Source organism: Clostridium sp. Cult3 (genome assembly GCF_021655115.1).
Taxonomy (GTDB): Bacteria; Bacillota; Clostridia; order Tissierellales; family Tepidimicrobiaceae; genus PPXY01.
Genome location: NZ_PPXY01000060.1, coordinates 17,719 through 34,536, shown reverse-complemented (window position 1 = coordinate 34,536; position 16,818 = coordinate 17,719). Strand labels below are relative to the sequence as shown.

Annotated in this window: 16 protein-coding genes; 4 read left to right on the top strand and 12 right to left on the bottom strand. The window is 32.3% G+C overall.

Annotated features, from left to right (window positions below):
• Nucleotides 1-765: 765 nt before the first annotated feature.
• Entirely contained in the window at nucleotides 766-2,190 is a 1,425-nt protein-coding gene (locus tag C3E88_RS11265; protein ID WP_236910285.1) for an RNA-binding domain-containing protein, read from the bottom strand.
• 158 nt (nucleotides 2,191-2,348) lie between these two features.
• Here C3E88_RS11265 and C3E88_RS11260 point away from each other — a divergent pair, with 158 nt between their 5' ends.
• Nucleotides 2,349-3,194 (top strand): S8 family peptidase, encoded by an 846-nt coding sequence (locus C3E88_RS11260; RefSeq protein ID WP_236910284.1) that lies wholly within the window; start codon nucleotides 2,349-2,351, stop codon nucleotides 3,192-3,194.
• Nucleotides 3,195-3,299: 105 nt separating this feature from the next.
• Here C3E88_RS11260 and C3E88_RS11255 read toward each other — a convergent pair whose 3' ends face one another.
• Entirely contained in the window at nucleotides 3,300-4,745 is a 1,446-nt protein-coding gene (locus C3E88_RS11255) for a peptidoglycan DD-metalloendopeptidase family protein (RefSeq protein ID WP_236910283.1), read from the bottom strand.
• A gap of 390 nt (nucleotides 4,746-5,135) precedes the next feature.
• Here C3E88_RS11255 and yyaC point away from each other — a divergent pair, with 390 nt between their 5' ends.
• The gene (gene yyaC / locus C3E88_RS11250; protein WP_236910282.1) at nucleotides 5,136-5,720 is read left to right on the top strand and encodes a spore protease YyaC; all 585 of its coding nucleotides are present in this window, start codon (nucleotides 5,136-5,138) and stop codon (nucleotides 5,718-5,720) included.
• 23 nt (nucleotides 5,721-5,743) lie between these two features.
• On the opposite strand, the gene C3E88_RS11245 is transcribed toward yyaC, so the two are convergent.
• From C3E88_RS11245 to C3E88_RS11220, 6 genes are all read right to left on the bottom strand, one after another.
• Nucleotides 5,744-6,625: a diacylglycerol/lipid kinase family protein gene (locus C3E88_RS11245; RefSeq protein ID WP_236910281.1), complete on the bottom strand. Its 882-nt coding sequence runs from the start codon at nucleotides 6,623-6,625 to the stop codon at nucleotides 5,744-5,746.
• 14 nt (nucleotides 6,626-6,639) lie between these two features.
• Complete coding sequence (locus C3E88_RS11240; RefSeq protein WP_236910280.1) at nucleotides 6,640-7,158, bottom strand: DUF4446 family protein; 519 nt, start codon at nucleotides 7,156-7,158, stop codon at nucleotides 6,640-6,642.
• A gap of 16 nt (nucleotides 7,159-7,174) precedes the next feature.
• A complete protein-coding gene (locus tag C3E88_RS11235; protein ID WP_236910279.1) occupies nucleotides 7,175-8,317 on the bottom strand; it encodes an aminotransferase class V-fold PLP-dependent enzyme in 1,143 nt (380 codons plus the stop codon).
• A gap of 97 nt (nucleotides 8,318-8,414) precedes the next feature.
• Complete coding sequence (locus tag C3E88_RS11230) at nucleotides 8,415-9,053, bottom strand: cyclodeaminase/cyclohydrolase family protein (RefSeq protein ID WP_236910278.1); 639 nt, start codon at nucleotides 9,051-9,053, stop codon at nucleotides 8,415-8,417.
• A gap of 138 nt (nucleotides 9,054-9,191) precedes the next feature.
• A complete protein-coding gene (locus tag C3E88_RS11225) occupies nucleotides 9,192-10,544 on the bottom strand; it encodes an alanine/glycine:cation symporter family protein (protein ID WP_236910277.1) in 1,353 nt (450 codons plus the stop codon).
• Nucleotides 10,545-10,793: 249 nt separating this feature from the next.
• Entirely contained in the window at nucleotides 10,794-11,741 is a 948-nt protein-coding gene (locus tag C3E88_RS11220; protein ID WP_236910276.1) for a calcium/sodium antiporter, read from the bottom strand.
• Nucleotides 11,742-11,896: 155 nt separating this feature from the next.
• Here C3E88_RS11220 and ytaF point away from each other — a divergent pair, with 155 nt between their 5' ends.
• Complete coding sequence (gene ytaF / locus C3E88_RS11215) at nucleotides 11,897-12,517, top strand: sporulation membrane protein YtaF (RefSeq protein WP_236910275.1); 621 nt, start codon at nucleotides 11,897-11,899, stop codon at nucleotides 12,515-12,517.
• A 25-nt stretch (nucleotides 12,518-12,542) separates the two neighbouring features.
• Here the strand turns inward: ytaF and C3E88_RS11210 are convergent, their stop codons facing one another.
• The 3 genes from C3E88_RS11210 to C3E88_RS11200 are packed head-to-tail and all read right to left on the bottom strand — an operon-like array spanning nucleotide 12,543 to nucleotide 15,118.
• Nucleotides 12,543-13,439, bottom strand: coding sequence for a PhzF family phenazine biosynthesis protein (locus C3E88_RS11210; RefSeq protein ID WP_236910274.1), 897 nt, complete (start codon nucleotides 13,437-13,439; stop codon nucleotides 12,543-12,545).
• Between the two features lie 38 nt (nucleotides 13,440-13,477).
• Complete coding sequence (locus tag C3E88_RS11205) at nucleotides 13,478-14,344, bottom strand: ParB/RepB/Spo0J family partition protein (protein WP_236910273.1); 867 nt, start codon at nucleotides 14,342-14,344, stop codon at nucleotides 13,478-13,480.
• The gene (locus C3E88_RS11200) at nucleotides 14,345-15,118 is read right to left on the bottom strand and encodes a ParA family protein (RefSeq protein ID WP_236910272.1); all 774 of its coding nucleotides are present in this window, start codon (nucleotides 15,116-15,118) and stop codon (nucleotides 14,345-14,347) included.
• 186 nt (nucleotides 15,119-15,304) lie between these two features.
• Between C3E88_RS11200 and C3E88_RS11195 the strand changes: the two genes are divergently transcribed.
• Nucleotides 15,305-15,934, top strand: a complete 630-nt coding sequence (locus C3E88_RS11195) for a class I SAM-dependent methyltransferase (RefSeq protein ID WP_236910271.1) — start codon at nucleotides 15,305-15,307, stop codon at nucleotides 15,932-15,934.
• A gap of 49 nt (nucleotides 15,935-15,983) precedes the next feature.
• On the opposite strand, the gene noc is transcribed toward C3E88_RS11195, so the two are convergent.
• Nucleotides 15,984-16,781, bottom strand: coding sequence for a nucleoid occlusion protein (gene noc, locus C3E88_RS11190; RefSeq protein WP_442870643.1), 798 nt, complete (start codon nucleotides 16,779-16,781; stop codon nucleotides 15,984-15,986).
• Between the last annotated feature and the right edge of the window lie 37 nt (nucleotides 16,782-16,818).

The following is a 16,818-nucleotide window of genomic DNA, read 5'->3' as shown; positions in this document are numbered from 1 at the left end:
AACTCCTTTCTTTTGATACAGGTTATTGGCTTACACATTAATCATATCATAAGGAGTTATTCTTTTTTTATTTTTAACCTACAATTATTTTACACTAACCCTAATCCAGTCTTAGGATTTTGGCGTATTTGTTTTATCTGCATAGCTAAGATATTTTTCTAATATTTTTTTCTTGTTGTTCAAAGCTATTATTATCTAATTGGGCCTTATTTGATACTCTTATATATCCATAATTCATATTAAAACCACCCCCTATTTTGATACCAAGTTATGATACCATTGTATGTGTTGATAATACAGTCCTTGATTTAAGGTGTCATAACTTATAAGATATGCTACTAGCTAATTTTAAAATCTACTCGCTACATTTTAAAATTACTAGTTAAATTTTATGTATTCTAATTTTCTCTAACTAAAAAAGGGCCCCTGGCCCTTTATAATAACTATATTATAATTTTTAGATATGCATCTTTCATGGACATACTGTTGTTTTTAATCATTTCTTCATTTTCTAAAAAATCATCAGTATTAAAGCAGTATTCATAAATAGCAGGGAAAATTACCTCTATTTTTTTGTGTAGGGCATATTTTAAACGATATATATTTATTACTCGCTAATTTTAAAATTTACTTGTTAAGCTAATTTATTACTAGTTAATTCTTGTCCCTGTAATATCGCCATTTATCAAGCTTTTTATATTTTACTAGTATAGTTACTTGACAAATTTGAAATCTACTCGTCAAATTTTATAAGTAAATACTTTATTACCTTCTTTCAGAATAATACTTTTGATTTGGGCTTGTGGGTTTCTCTGGAATTGTTAATTTTAAAAGTCCGCCTTTTATGAGTGGGTTTAATATTTTGGTTCTAAAGTACCCCCTATTACTTAGACCCATAAATTCTTGCATTTCACTTCTACTTCTTGGTATTCTACAAAATTCAAGCAAGTCTTCGATTTCTCCATCAGCTTGGTTGGTAGCTTGGTCACTAGCTTGGTTGGTAGCTTGGTTGGTAGTTTGCTCATATAGTGGAATAATGGTTTTAAATACATCTTCTTCTATAAATATAGGTTCTGTACCTGAATATATCATATTATATTTATAAATATTTCTAACTCCAGATCCAAGTTCTTCTACCCATCCTATTTCTTTAAAAAATTTTGCTATAGTAGGATTTTTAGGGTATGGTGAAAAATTCTCAGGATCAATTATTCCATTTCCATGGGGCTTGTTACTATTTTCTGTATAAACCCTATCCTTTTCGATTATAAATTTAGCAGGATATGGATTCGAAAACTCCCTATGAATTAAAATATTAGATATTACTTCCCTAAAAATTTTATCTCTAAGGCTTATTCTTTGATCTCTTTCTAAATAAAATTTGTCATTTAGATGTTTGGCAACAAATTGCATTAGTCTCTCATAGCTATCTATTAAATTAGTTCTAATATCATCTCTATCATCATAGCGATCAACATTCTCCTTACGTAAAATAGCATCGGTTTTATAATGTGGAAGAGCAGATGAAATTAATTCGTCCTTCCCAAGAAGTAAAATACCTGCTAAAGTAATTCCTTCCTCCCCACTTTGTAGATCTTTAAGATATAATCCTGCACTTCTTAGAAGCTCCATGTCATCCATATGTTGCCAAGGATGATTAGGCCTTTGATTAGAAGCTAATTTTCTTGCTTTAATAAATAAATCCTTTCTGAGATCTGTAATACTTGCGTAAGGATATATTCTATTTTCTGTATAGGTGCTCTGCTTTCTCATATATAAACTAGCTACGAGATTAGTATTATCAGTAATATCGATATCGCCATCCTCATTTCTATCATAAATCTTTCCATTACAACGGTGCACCTGTGAACTTTCTGGAACAAAAATATATAAAATTATCTTATTTTCAATTTCAACTTCTTCTACAGTCAAATAAAAAGTAGGATTAATTTTTAATGGATTATTCATAGAAGTTACAAAATTCTTTTTTAGTTTATCAATTTCACCTCTGTCAATTCCAATGATGGTTCCATCATCATTGACACCTAAAAATAAATGGCCCCCATTACGATTTAAAAAAGCACAAACTGAATCAAATACATCCCTATTTAACTTGTTTTTGCTCTGTTTAAATTCAACAGTTAGGCTCTCGCCACCATTAATCAAATCTATAAGTTGTTTAGTTTTCATTATTATCAACTTCCTATCTACTTTGTATTTCTGACCAGAATATTCTAACTATATTATATACTATAATCTTATAAAATAGAATTAATAGGGTCAAAACATTTTTTCCCTATAGCTAACCCCTACACCCATTGAAATCAAGCCATTACATTTTTTGGCTTATGGTTCACGGTACTCATGTAGCTGGGATTACTGCTGGTAATGGATATTCTTCTAGGGGAAAATATACAGGTATTGCTCCAGAGGCTAATATCTTAGCCATAAAAGCATTAGATAATGAAGGCAGTGGCAATACATCTACTATTATTAAAGCTATATCTTATGTTGTTGAAACTAAAGATCAATATAATACAAAGATATTAAATCTATCTATTGGAAGTCCTGCCAATAATTCTTGTAGAAATGATCCATTATGTAAAGCCGTAACCGAAGCAGTAAATAAGGGAATCATAGTTGTAGCTGCTGCAGGTAATAATGGGCCTGATGAAAGAACCATATTGTCCCCAGGGATTAGTCCTAATGTTATAACCGTAGGTGCAACTAATGATAATAGAACCATAGATATTAGTGATGATACCATTGCTAGTTTTTCAAGCCGTGGCCCTACCATTGAAGGAATCTCAAAGCCTGATGTTGTAGCACCAGGAGTAAATATTAATTCATTATCAAATACTAAGCTAGATGGGTATAAACCTCAAAGTGGTACATCTATGGCCACACCTTTGATTTCTGGTAGTGCTGCTCTGTTGTTGAATAAATATGAGAATATTTCTCCTAAAGAGGTAAAGAAAAAATTAATGGCATCCTGTAGTGATTTACACGAATCAAGAGAAACCCAAGGAGCAGGCTTAGTTAACTTACAAAAATTATTCTTTGATCCCTCTAAGGAAAAAACTAATGATATTGAAAAGGAAGGAAAGAGGCGACCCTTGCCAGATAGTAATAATCTATTGGAAAACTTTTTAGTTTTACTATTAGTTTTATTTCTGCTTGACGATAGTTTATAAATACTAAGTAAATATCCGTCCCCGGCACTAACTTACTAATTTACTGAGCTAAAAGTTTGTTAGTGCCAAATTTTGCAACAAAAAAGAGGAAGAAAATCTTCCTCTTTAACGTACATAACCTGCAGGGTTTTGGTTTCGTCCATTTTTCAACACCTCAAAATGGAGATGTGAGCCGGTAGATCTACCAGTATTGCCTACCTTAGCTACAACCTGACCTTTATAAACCCTTTCACCAACTTTAACATTTATTGTGCTACAATGTCCATATCTAGTAACATATCCATTGCCATGATCTATCTCTACTAAATTCCCATAGGCACCTTTTCTTCCAGCAAAGATAACTTTACCTCCATCAGCTGCCTTAATAGGCGTTCCCGTCCTAGCAGCAATGTCTAAACCCCTGTGCATACGCCCATTTCGCATTCCATACCTAGAAGATATGGAACCTCTGGTAGGCATTAGAAAGGCACCAGTAGCTATGGTCTTTGGTACTTCTTTAGTTCCCTTTACTACAAGTTCATCAACAGGTGCTTCTATAACCTTTTCTTCTATTATTTCCTTATCTACGACTACTCCATTATGCTTTACTATCTTGGCTATGACTTCATTTTCGCCTTCTGAGCCTTTGACTTTCACCTTTTTTTCAGTCTTATACATGTTTTTATCGTATTCAATCTTTACCTCATAATCCACTTTTTCCTTATACTTAGCCTCTTCTACCGTAGCAACAGTTAACATAGATTTAGGTATCAATAGTTTTATTTCATCGCCTATTTGTAACTTGTCTGGATCCCTATCAGAGTTAGCTGCAATTAAATCATCTATAGGTATGTCATATATTTTTGATATGGTCCAAAGGCTTTCTCCAACTTCTACCACATGAGTCTTTATTTCCTCTGTTCCCGTCTGTATATATTGGAAAAGCTCATCTTTATCTTTTAGTTTATTCAATGGTATATTTCTTTTTTCAACCTTTACATCTTCAACAAATTTTACTTCCTTTATATTCCTTTCAGTTTCCTCATCTTTAATATAGGGTTTCTTAAGCTTCTCTAGTATATCTTCTAAATCTTCTTTAGCCTTCGTAGCGCCTACCTCTTTATTGTCAACTAACAATACATAACCGCCAACCAAAAATGTCATCTTAGATTTGATATTCTCTCTTATTTCATCAGTAGATGCCAACACATCATCTTTTGCATGGGTATCTTCAAATCTAATACCTTCGTTCAACACGATGTCAATATCATATGTACTAGCTAGCTCTTGTTTCATATTTTCTAATATATTTAAAGCCTGCTCTTTATCTCTAACGATTCCTATCTGTTGATTTCCAAAATGTACTATAAAAGCTCTCGTTCTAACCTCGTTGATCTTATAAGCAGCAAAGGATAAACTCACTATTACAACTAACATAATCCCTAAAAGCATCTTCTTAAAATTAAATTTCTTGCTAAATTTATTTATTGAATCCTTTAGTCCTTTTAACGGGATCTTTGTTCCTATTGGCGAGTTAAACCCCTCCAGCCCCATATGGTTTTGTTCATCCATGGTTTTAGTACCTCCCTATTTTTAAATAGCCTTAAAACCATTTTAAACTTCTATTAAGACTTTTGTAACTGTTTTGTAACTATTTTGCAATAACATGAACTTATTATAACATAGCAAAAAAAATTTTCAACATCTTAAGCCTGTCTATTCCTATTCTATTCAATTTTTTAATTTATATACCTTTTGATGGGATTCCGTTAATTTCAATGGATTCCTTCGATATTGAATTCACATTTTAAGTCCAATAGCTAAATTATTAAGATTTCTTAATAATTAACCAGATAAAAATTATGAATATATATAAGTATTTATCTTTTCCATATGGATATACTTCTAATAGGATTGTATCAATCATAGTATTAATATAAAAGACTATCCAGGAGGTTGAATATGACAGATACAGTTAACAAGGATTATGTTGATATGAATTCACCCTATGCTATTATGGATATTTCTCGGCTTCTACTAAAGCATATATCCTCTAGTATCAAACCCCATCAAGAATTGATCATATTATGTATAGGTACAGATAGGTCTACCGGTGATTCTCTAGGCCCTTTAGTTGGTTATAAGCTAAATCCCTATATATTATCTTATGAAAAAGTTCATCTATTAGGTACCTTAGACCAGCCAGTTCATGCTAAAAACTTGCAAGATACTATCAACAAAATAAACTATACTCACCTAGACCCTTTCATATTAGCTATAGACGCATCCCTAGGAAGCTTTAACAAAATAGGTCATGTAAGTATTAACAAAGGCCCGTTAAAGCCTGGTTTAGGTGTCAATAAAAAACTTCCCATTATTGGTGACATAAGTATTACGGGAGTTGTAAATATAGGAGGCATGATGGAATACATGGTTTTGCAAAATACTAGGCTAAGTCTAGTCATGAATATGGCAGAAATCATCTCTCAAAGTATAAATAGAGCCCTATTTATACTTTATAATCAATCTAAAAGGCAAAAAAAGTAGCCCATAGGCTACTTCCATTAATTCTAGCAAAAAACAGTTAATCTTTCATCTCCTACCATAAATAAAGTTTCTCTTTCTATATCGTGTATTTCCCCATCTATATTTAAATACGTCTTATCTTCAGTTACTACTTTTATCTTTTTTGCCTTGAAAATTTCAACATCTTTTCTAAACTTAATATGTTTTCCCTTTAATATTGATGGAAACAAAAATAACAATTTTATTTTAGAAGCCTTATTTATTACACATACATGAAAATATCCATCTTCTGCAATAGCCATAGGCAATATTTTTAATCCACCACCATAGTATTTACCATTGCCTACAGCCACCAAAAAAACATTTTTATCCATTGGTATATCATCAATTTCCAGCTTTATCTTTTTATCTTTAAAGCTAAACAATGTACTTAGTACTCCTAATACATAGGCTATCCTAGACCTTATCCTAATCTTTATCTTTTCCGTATTCTTAACCACTTCTGAATCCAATCCAATACTTGCTATATTTAAAAATGGATTATTGTTAACAAAACCAATATCTATCTGTTTTTTGTTCCCTTTAATAATGATATCCATAGCTTCTACAGGGTCAAAGGGTATATCCAAAGTTCTAGCCAGATCATTTCCTGTACCACTTGGAATTATCCCTAAGATACCCCTTCCCGATTCTAATATACCTATCGCAACTTCATTTACTGTACCATCTCCACCAACAGCAACTATGGTATTATAACCTTTTTTTATTCCTCTTTTGGATAAATGAGTGGCTTCTTTAGGTCTATCTGTAAAAACTATATCGTAAGGTTTTTTAGTTTCTTTCATAAAGTTTTCAATAACAGGTACAAGTCTTTTAGCCTTTCCCCCACCTGCTACTGGATTTATTATAAAAAGTAGTTTTTCCACAAGGCCCCTCCTATCTAAATAGATTTAGCATAAGTTTCACCTTTAATAGCTCTATCTATGGCTTGCATTTCTTCTGTTGATAATGGATATACAGATTTGCCATTTTTTATTGGTTTTGCATAACAGGTGGACTGTTCTCGTCCATAAATACTTGTAAAGATAAAACCATTTAGAAAATTATCCAAAAAAGCTATAGAAAAACTAAGCTCAGATCCCATATCTGCAAAAGCATTATATCTAATAAAACCTACTTTTTGAATTGCAAAGGTAAGCTTTGTATTCGTACTATCCAGTTCCTTATTCAATTTTCTAACATCATCTCTCAAATCATCTATTTCTTCCCCGTTTTTAATGAGTAAATCTTCAATATTTATTCCATCAACACCTTGTACCAACTTATTGTATCTTTCCTTTAGCTTTGAGAGTCTTATTTCAGTAATTAAATATAAAGCCAACAATACTAAAAAAGCTACCAATAGTCCTAAAACAATTTCGGTATTATATATTTCGATTAATTCCCGTACCTGATTCATATACATTGCTCCTTTCTTATACTTCTTTGGATGTTTCCCTGATAGCTTTTATTGCCAATTCAATTTCATCATGAGTATTATAAGGACCGAAACTAAATCTAACAACCCCTTGTTCAAAAGTACCTATGGTTTTATGAGCAAGGGGGGCACAGTGTAGTCCTGGTCTTACACAAATATTATAGTTTTCATCCAGTATATAGCTTATTTCTGATGAGTCTTCAAGTCCAATATTAACTGGAACTACAGCCCCTTGTTGTTTTATATCTAAAGGTCCATATACCTTTACTCCTTCTATCTTTAGCGCTTCTTCTATAAAATGCTGAGTCAACTTTTCTTCGTGTTTCCTAATGTTTTCAATTCCTTCTTGTAAAATATAACTAATACCTGCTCCTAAACCCACAATACCTGGCCCATTAGGAGTTCCACTTTCATATTTATCTGGTCTTATATCTGGTTGTTCCAATAGATGAGATATACTGCCGGTACCTCCCTCTATAAGCTCCTCTATATCCAATCCATCCCTTATATATAGTCCGCCTGTTCCCTGGGGGCCAAGCAACCCTTTATGTCCAGGAAAAGCCAACATATCTATATTCATTTTTTCTACGTCAATATCATACACTCCTGCCGACTGGGCTGCATCTACTAAATAATATATGCCATTTTTCTTAGCGATTCTCCCAATCTCTTCGATAGGCATAATTGTACCAGTTAAATTGGATACATGGGTAGTAACTATTAATTTGGTGTTCTTTTTTATGCTTTCTTGAATATCCCTAGGATCAACTCTACCCATTAGGTCCCCCTTAACTATGGTTGTTTCAATTCCTTCCCTCTCCAATGCCATCAGAGGCCTTAAAACTGAGTTATGTTCCATAGACGTAGTTATTACATGGTCCCCTCTTTTTAATATACCTTTAATTCCTAGATTTAAACTTTCCGTACAATTGAAAGTAAATATAATATTCATTGGGTTATCTATATTAAATAGCTTCGCTATTAATTCCCTGGTTTCAAACATTTCCCTTCCAAGCTTTAATGCCAATTTATGACCTGATCTACCAGGATTTGCTCCATATTCTTTCATAACCCCTATAATAGAATCATAAACCCTGTTGGGTTTAGGAAAAGATGTTGCTGCGTTATCAAAATAAATCATTATTTCCACCTCCGATATTTATAAATCAATTATAACACATTATTGAGGTTATTTATGTATATATGCAATAAAAAAGAAGCTCCATAACGAGCTCCTTTTATCCTAATCTTTCATATACAGTCTTCATTAGTTCTTCTTTTAATTCAGTTCCTTCTTTTAATAATTGGTCTACTTTTTTCTCCATTTCATTTCTATATTCTTCATCTTTAATACTAAGTAAGTTTATCTTAACATTTAATAAAGCACCTTCAAGCCCAGTGGCTGCAAGTAATGCCCCTACTCCTACATCTGTAATTGCATTTACATTACCATGATGAGCAAATACTTCTTGTAATTTCAATACATGAAAACATTCTTCTGCACATTTAAAAGGTACTTCTAAAGCTTTTTTATAACCTTCTTGAATTGCAGCACTTCTCTTTTGTTTTTCTTCTTCTGTCTCCTTTGGCATTTTAAAAGCTTCCATTACACCATCGAAGGCTTTTGTATCTTCATCTACAATGTCATTTAACTTTTCTATGCTTTTTTGTAACTCCTCAAAATTGCTATCCATTTCCTTCTTCTTTTCATCATCTAGTTCTTCATATATCTTTCTACCAATGGTCAAATTAGCTACCATTGCTGTTAGTCCAGCTCCTAATCCTCCAGCTAGTGCAGAAACACTTCCACCCCCTGGTGTAGGTTCTTTAGACGCAACTTGAAGAACATAATCCTTAACACTTTTGTTTATTAACATTAAATCACCACCATTTAGTTATTATAAAATAATTTTACTAGCCCAAAGGCATGGTAAAATCATATTTCACACAGTTTTATTATATTATATATAGACAGTTATATCAAGGGATCTATTTTCTTTTCAGCACATTTTTTGTTATTTAGGCATATTTAAAAAATTGTTTTCATAATCCCTTAGGGCAGCAAAAACTTGTGGTGATAATATTAATAATCCAACAATATTGGGTAATACCATCAATCCATTAAATAAATCGGCTACTTTCCAAACTAAGTCTACATCTAATATAGAACCCAGTAATATAAATAGTAAAACTATGACTCTATAATATTTTATCCCTTCTTTCCCAAATAGATATTTTATATTAGATTCGCCAAAATAATACCAACCGATAATAGTAGAAAATGCAAAAAAGAACAAACTAACTGCTATAAATTTTGTACCAAAACTCCCAAGACCAATTTTATATGCAGTTTGAGTCATGGCAATTCCAGTCACCCCCTGAGTATAAGCACCAGTTATAATATTTATTAAAGCTGTTATAGTACATATAATCAATGTATCAAATATAACACCAAATATAGCTACTAAACCTTGCTCAGCAGGATGATCTACCTTTGCTACTGCATGAGCATGCGGTGTAGAACCCATTCCAGCTTCATTGGAAAACAATCCCCTAGATATCCCATATCTTACAGCCTCTTTTACTGTTGCTCCTAACACTCCCCCTACAGCAGCTTCCGGTGAAAAAGCAGAATTAAATATTGTTTTAAATGCTGGAATAATTTGATTGTAGTTTAGCACTATAATTACCATACTTCCAGCAATGTATAAAATAGCCATAATGGGAACTATTAATTCAGTAAAAGATGCTATTCTACTGATACCTCCAACAAGTATTAAACCTGCTAAAACCGCGGCTATTGCCCCACCTATCCAGCTTGGAATATCAAATGCTGAATTTAATGCTATGGCTATAGAATTTGATTGGACCATATTACCTATAAATCCTAAAGCTATAATTATCGAAACTGCAAAAAAACCTGCTAAAAACTTACTATTTACACCCTTCCTTAAGTAATATGCTGGCCCTCCCACTACTTCTCCATCAATTCTTTCTACGTATTTTTGCGCCAAAATAGCCTCTCCAAATATTGTACCCATACCAAAAAAGGCACTGATCCACATCCAAAATATAGCTCCTGGACCTCCAGAAGCTATAGCTGTAGCTACTCCTGCTAGGTTTCCCGTTCCTACCTGAGCTGCCAACGCCGTCGCTAAAGCTTGAAATGATGTCATCCCGTCTGCATCAGCCTTATCGCCTCTTTTTAATACCTTTCCAAATACATGTTCATTAATTGCCTTAATTTGACGGATTTGGGGAAATCTCAACCTAAAAGAATAGTAAATACCTGTACCTAATAATAGAAATATTAAAAGGTTTTCCCATAAGAACGAGTTTAACTTATCCACTATCTTAATAATATTCATTATTTTTCCTCCTCTGTTTATTAGATTTTATAAATTACTAATGTAGATTATTGCTCCTAAACATTTTACTATCCCTCTATTTTTTCACCTTTATCCTATCTAAAGTTGTTTTTTAGTATTTCAATTTATTATGTGCATTTACTACTTTTTAATACTCCTGAAAAATCTAAAACCGACTGAGTTATCAGTCGGTTTTAATTTTAATAACAATATATCATTTAATATTTTATTTTTTATTTCATTAAATTATTAAAACAATATGATTAAATAGCCTATATAGGTCCCTAAAAGTACTAGTCCTGTGAATCTTCCTATTCTTTCCTTTAACAATCCTATTACAATAAATATAAGAGAAACCACCATAGCCATGGGTATATCGGTAAACAATGTCTGCCCTGTTACAATTAAGCCCCTATCACTAACTAAAGTTGATGCACCTATTACAATAGAAATATTTAGAATATTAGCACCTAAAATATTTCCTATAGAAATATTCTGTTGATTCTTAAATATAGCCACTAATGATGTAACAAATTCAGGTATTGAAGTTCCTACTGCAAGAAGTGTAAGGCTTACCACCTGCTTTGGAATCCTTAAAATATTTGCAATCTTTACCCCGCTATCTACTAAAATATGAGCACCATATACAATTAGCAAAACCCCTATTACAAATTTAAACCCATTTTTTATTAATTCCTTCTTTTTTATCGGCTTCCTTTTTCTTTTATTCCTATGTATATCTACTTTTTTGTGCTCAAAAATATTTATTGCAATAAAAAATATTATCAACAACATCAACAAATATCCTTCTCTAAATGTTATAATCCCATCTTTTGCTAATATAAAAAATATGGATAAAAAGCTTATCATCATGACTCCCTTGATACCAAAAAAACTGCTTTTTATTTCTATGGGTTTTATCAATGAACATACTCCAATAATAAAAGCTATATTACATATATATGAACCTATAGCATTACCAACAGCCATTTCCGAGAATCCTTCATTACTAGCTACAGTAGATACAAAAAATTCTGGAAGAGTTGTAGCCATACTTACAACGGTTGCTCCAATAATTCCAGATGAAATTCCCGTTCTTTCTGCAATCCATATAGAAGCATCTACAAATAGATCTCCACCCTTTACAGTCATAATCAATCCAATAATAAAAAACATTAGAATTAGGCCAATTTCCATACTCTCCTCCTAAAGCTTTATTTTCCCCTGTACTATATTTATATAAAAATTTACCAAGTATTATTACACATGTCCTTTCAAAAACATTACAGCTTGTAACAATAAACACATTAAAGAATAAGATGATAATAATTATAATTAAAAGGAGTGCTAGCATGGAAATAATATTATTAGTCCTTACCCTATCCATGGATGCTTTTGTAGCCAGTATAGCCTACGGTACTAGCGATATAAAAATTCCTTTGAAATCTATTGTCATCATAGACATTGTATGTGCTGCTTTTTTAGCACTTTCAATGTTTCTAGGATCATTGCTAAAAAAAGTACTCCCCAGTGATTTAACCATCATGATTAGCTTTATACTACTCATGGTATTGGGTATATATTATCTTTTTGAAAGTATTATCAAAAGATACTTAGAAAAAAAAACCCATTCTAAGAAACAGGTGAAATTAAAACTATTCAATATATGGTTAATCATAGATATTTATATAGATGAAACCAAAGCAGATTTAGACAATTCAAAAACTCTTAATCTAAAGGAAGCTTTATATCTTGCTATTGCCTTATCCTTGGATTCCATAGCAATAGGTTTTGGATCTGGTATTGGCAATATTAACTATATTGTTGTGATAATTTTATCCTTAATATGGGATGTAGTGGCCATATGGGGTGGTTTGCTTCTGGGAAGGAAGTTTGTAGAGAGAACAAATATGGACCTATCCTGGCTATCTGGGGTAATGCTCATCATCTTAGCTTTGCTAAAACTAAAATAATTTAAACCAACCGATATCGGTTGGTTTAACAATATATAATACCTTCTAATACTATTTTAGCCTGACCTCCAACTTTCACACTATACTCTCCATTTTTATCGTGAATCCTACAGTAAATTAAACTTTTTCTATTTAACTGTTCTCCTTGTATAGATAAGATCTCATTTCCGTGTATATATCCTCTATCCTTTAAAAAATATATCAATCCGCCATTGGCTGTCCCTGTTGCAGATTCTTCGTTTATACCAACAGCAGGTGCAAAGTTTCTGGTATACACCTTATCAGAGTTTATATGTGGTAAATAAAAAGCATGAACCCCTATTATCTTTAGTTTATTTGATATGTCCTCTAGCTTTTTAAAATCTACTCGTAAACTTTCCAATGTTTCTTTACTATTTAGTGGTAATAGTATGTCTTTAAGTCCAGTAGATACAATTCTAGGTTCTATATATTCCCTACCAATGCCTATATTACTTCTTTCTATGTTAAAACACTCTAATAGTTCTTCCATATATTCAACCTTACCTAAATCCTTCGGTGGAGCCTGTTCCATCATCACTTTCTCTACATTCCCGTTGCAATAGCTTATATCTACGGCAAGTTTTCCAACCTTTGTATTCTGATATACTCTTTTTACCCTACTATAAAGAGAAGGAATATATCCCTTACAAGCCAACACATAAAAAGCTCCAATAGTTCCATGTCCGCATAGATCTACCTCATTTGTAGGTGTAAAAAATCTGACCTCATAATTATCCTTATCTTTAGGTACAATAAATACAGTTTCTGAAAGATTCATCTCCCTTGCTATATCTTGCATATCCTCTTCAGATAATCCTCTTGCATCAGGAACTACTCCTGCTGGATTACCACCAAAGGGTTTAGATGAAAAAACATCTACTTGATAAATATTTATTCCCATTTCTTGCACCCTTCCATTAAATGTTTCACGTGAAACATTTAATTAGTGATTATTTCTATAATTCTATCTAAATCTTCATCATTATAGAATTCTATCTCTATTTTGCCTCCATCCTTTTTCGATGTAAGTTTTACTTTTGTTCCCAATGCTCTCATCAAATTTTCTTCTATTTCTTCGGTAAAAGGGTCCCTATTTAGTGTCATCTTTGGCTTTCGTTTTTTTGTAGACCTATTTTTTACTAATTTTTCCGTTTCTCTAACATTAATTTTTTCATTAACTATGGACTCAGCAGTTTTTAATTGTTCATCCTTACTATCCAATGAAAGCAAAGCTCTGCCATGACCACTACTTATTTTTCCTTCCGCTATATAATCCAAAACCTTTTCATCTAAATTCAACAATCTCACTGAGTTTGCAATATAAGATCTACTCTTACCAATAGCCTTTGCTACCTCATCTTGAGTTAAATTATAATCCTCCATTAACCCTTTGAAAGCGTAGGCTTCCTCAATAGGGTTTAAATCTTCTCTTTGAATATTTTCAATTAATGCTAATTTCATTGCTCCTTTATCGCTAACTTCCCTAATTATACAAGGTACTTCACTAAGTTTAGCATCCTTTGCCGCTCTCCATCGTCGTTCCCCAGCTATTATTTCGTAATTCTCACCTTTCTTCCTCACTACTATTGGCTGGATAATACCATATTGTAGTATAGAATTTTTCAGTTCTTTTAAAGTTTCTGGTTCAAACTCTCGTCTTGGTTGGTCTCTATTTGGTTTTATTAAGTCTATCTGAATATTTACGATATACTCCTTGTCCACCTCTTCATTAAGCAAATCTGTTATTGGCTCATCGGGAATTAAAGCTGCTAACCCTTTACCTAAGCCTCTCTTTTTGGTAACCATTTAAATTTCCTCCTCTTGCAAATACAAAAACTCTTCCGCCAATTCACCATAAGCTTCTGCTCCTCTAGATTTAGGATCATAATCCATTATAGATAAGCCGTGGCTTGGAGCTTCAGCTAATCTTACATTTCGCGGTATAATCGAAGTATAAACCTTCCCTTTAAAATATTTTTTCACTTCATCTACTACTTGAATGGATAAATTAGTTCTTCCATCAAACATGCTGAGGACAACACCTTCTATTTCCAATTCTGGATTTAAACTTCTCTTAACTAACATGATAGTATCTACTAATTGACTAACTCCTTCTAGAGCATAATACTCACATTGTATTGGTATTAATACGCTATGGGAAGCGGAAAGACCATTGATACTCAATAAACCCAATGAAGGAGGGCAGTCGATAAATATATAATCATATACATCTTCTATTACTTCCATAGCTTTTTTTAGTGCCAGCTCTCTATTATCCATTTCTATCAATTCTATTTCTGATCCTGCTAACTCCACATTAGACGGAACAATATCTACATTTTCTGCAGAAGTCTTTTGAATGATTTCATTCAAACCTACTCCATTTATTAATGCATCATAAGTAGATAGCTTTAGCTGAGTCTTTTCAATTCCTAATCCGCTAGTGGCATTACCTTGAGGGTCTACATCCACTATTAGTATCCTCAAATTCATTTTGCCCAAAGCTGCAGCTAAATTTATTACCGTTGTCGTCTTACCCACTCCACCTTTTTGATTAAATATAGTAATTATCCGAGCCATTTTTTACACTCCCATAGTTATTCCTTTATTATATAATATCAAATAAAAGAACTAAAAGAAAATCTTTTTCTAAATATTAAAATTGTTTCACGTGAAACAATTTTAGTTATGTCGTATTGGCAATTTTACGCTAAATCTAATAAAATAAATAGTGATAATAAATATTTATTAAAGGAAGTGGTATAAATGGCAGAAAAAATGTATGATAAAAAACTAAATATTAAAACTACTGGCATTAGAGAATGGGGTACGAAGATTATACACTATAATCGATATGAAGCTACACCCTATACAGCACTGGACAAGCTATTTCAAGCTTATAAAATTGATAAAAACCATAAGGTAGTAGATTTTGGATGTGGTCGTGGCCGTGTAGCTTTCTACATACATAACCGTTTCCATGTGCCAGTTACAGGAGTAGAGGCCCATGATAGAACCTACGAAGAAGCCCTGAATAACAAGTTTAGATACAAGCAAAAAGCCAAACATATTAAGGCTCCTATAAAATTAGAATATGGGCTAGCAGAGCATTATGAGATAGAATTAACGGACAATTTATTCTACTTATTTAATCCCTTTTCAGTAAATATTTTTAAAAAGGTAGTTCACAATATTTTAAAGTCAATAAAAAAAGAAACTCGACCTATAGATATGATCCTATACTACCCAATACCTGAATATAAACTTTTCCTTAACAATCATACTCCTTTTCAAATGATCAACAAAATACCAGTCCCTACAACCGCAGATAGTCTAGAAAAATTCGTAATTTACCGATATACACCTGAGGGTAGAAATTATTTAAATGAAACATAATAAAAGCAGACCTAGGTCTGCTTTTATTATGTTTCACGTAAAACAACCATTATTTTTTAGGGATTTTAATAGTCACCTCAACAAAATCCCCTTTGTCCAATTCCTGATATTCAGCATCAACTCCACTTTCCCTTATTGCAGTATAAGCGTTTTTAATAGTATTTAAATATATCCTTGTGCTAATTAATCCTTTAACATTAGGTTTATCTTCCTTTACATCATCCCTTGTTAAATCATTCAATATCTCATTTACTAAATTTTCTGTTTTGCTTACATTTAATTCATCTTTAATTACCCTATCTAATACCTCACGCTTTAACTGTTCATCTGGTAATTTTAATAAAGCTCGTCCATGTCTTTCTGTCAAATCATATTCAATCAGATCTCTCTGAATATCACTTGATAATTTCAGTAGCCTTAATTTATTAGCTATAGTTGATTGACTTTTACCCATCTTTTCTGCCAATTGTTGCTGTGTAAAACCGTGATCAAATATTAAATTATTATATCCTTCAGCTTCTTCTATAAAATTTAAATCTTCTCGTTGTAGGTTTTCTATTAAGGCAATCATAGCAGATTCATTATCTTTATATTCTACTACTATAGCAGGTATCTCCTGAAGTTCGGCCAATTCTGATGCTCTAAGCCTTCTTTCACCTGCAATGAGCTCATAGCTCTCATCCTGAATCTTCCTAACACTAATAGGTTGTATTAAACCAAAGGATTTAATGGATTGGCTCAACTCTTCTAAAGATTTTTTGTTAAAATCCTTACGTGGTTGATATGGATTTGGTCTTATGGATTCAATTGGAATATACTTTATTTCCGGTTGTTCATTTTTCATCATATCCCACTCCCCAAAAAGATTATTAAATCTATCAATT

Excerpts from the sequence above, each read along its gene's own strand:
- C3E88_RS11265 (WP_236910285.1), bottom strand. The coding sequence starts at position 2,190 with ATGAAAACTAAACAACTTATAGATTTGATTAATGGTGGCGAGAGCCTA.
- C3E88_RS11260 (WP_236910284.1), top strand. The coding sequence starts at position 2,349 with ATGGTTCACGGTACTCATGTAGCTGGGATTACTGCTGGTAATGGATAT.
- C3E88_RS11255 (WP_236910283.1), bottom strand. The coding sequence starts at position 4,745 with ATGGATGAACAAAACCATATGGGGCTGGAGGGGTTTAACTCGCCAATA.
- yyaC (WP_236910282.1), top strand. The coding sequence starts at position 5,136 with ATGACAGATACAGTTAACAAGGATTATGTTGATATGAATTCACCCTAT.
- C3E88_RS11240 (WP_236910280.1), bottom strand. The coding sequence starts at position 7,158 with ATGAATCAGGTACGGGAATTAATCGAAATATATAATACCGAAATTGTT.
- C3E88_RS11235 (WP_236910279.1), bottom strand. The coding sequence starts at position 8,317 with ATGATTTATTTTGATAACGCAGCAACATCTTTTCCTAAACCCAACAGG.
- C3E88_RS11230 (WP_236910278.1), bottom strand. The coding sequence starts at position 9,053 with ATGTTAATAAACAAAAGTGTTAAGGATTATGTTCTTCAAGTTGCGTCT.
- C3E88_RS11225 (WP_236910277.1), bottom strand. The coding sequence starts at position 10,544 with ATGAATATTATTAAGATAGTGGATAAGTTAAACTCGTTCTTATGGGAA.
- C3E88_RS11220 (WP_236910276.1), bottom strand. The coding sequence starts at position 11,741 with ATGGAAATTGGCCTAATTCTAATGTTTTTTATTATTGGATTGATTATG.
- ytaF (WP_236910275.1), top strand. The coding sequence starts at position 11,897 with ATGGAAATAATATTATTAGTCCTTACCCTATCCATGGATGCTTTTGTA.
- C3E88_RS11210 (WP_236910274.1), bottom strand. The coding sequence starts at position 13,439 with ATGGGAATAAATATTTATCAAGTAGATGTTTTTTCATCTAAACCCTTT.
- C3E88_RS11205 (WP_236910273.1), bottom strand. The coding sequence starts at position 14,344 with ATGGTTACCAAAAAGAGAGGCTTAGGTAAAGGGTTAGCAGCTTTAATT.
- C3E88_RS11200 (WP_236910272.1), bottom strand. The coding sequence starts at position 15,118 with ATGGCTCGGATAATTACTATATTTAATCAAAAAGGTGGAGTGGGTAAG.
- C3E88_RS11195 (WP_236910271.1), top strand. The coding sequence starts at position 15,305 with ATGGCAGAAAAAATGTATGATAAAAAACTAAATATTAAAACTACTGGC.
- noc (WP_442870643.1), bottom strand. The coding sequence starts at position 16,781 with ATGATGAAAAATGAACAACCGGAAATAAAGTATATTCCAATTGAATCC.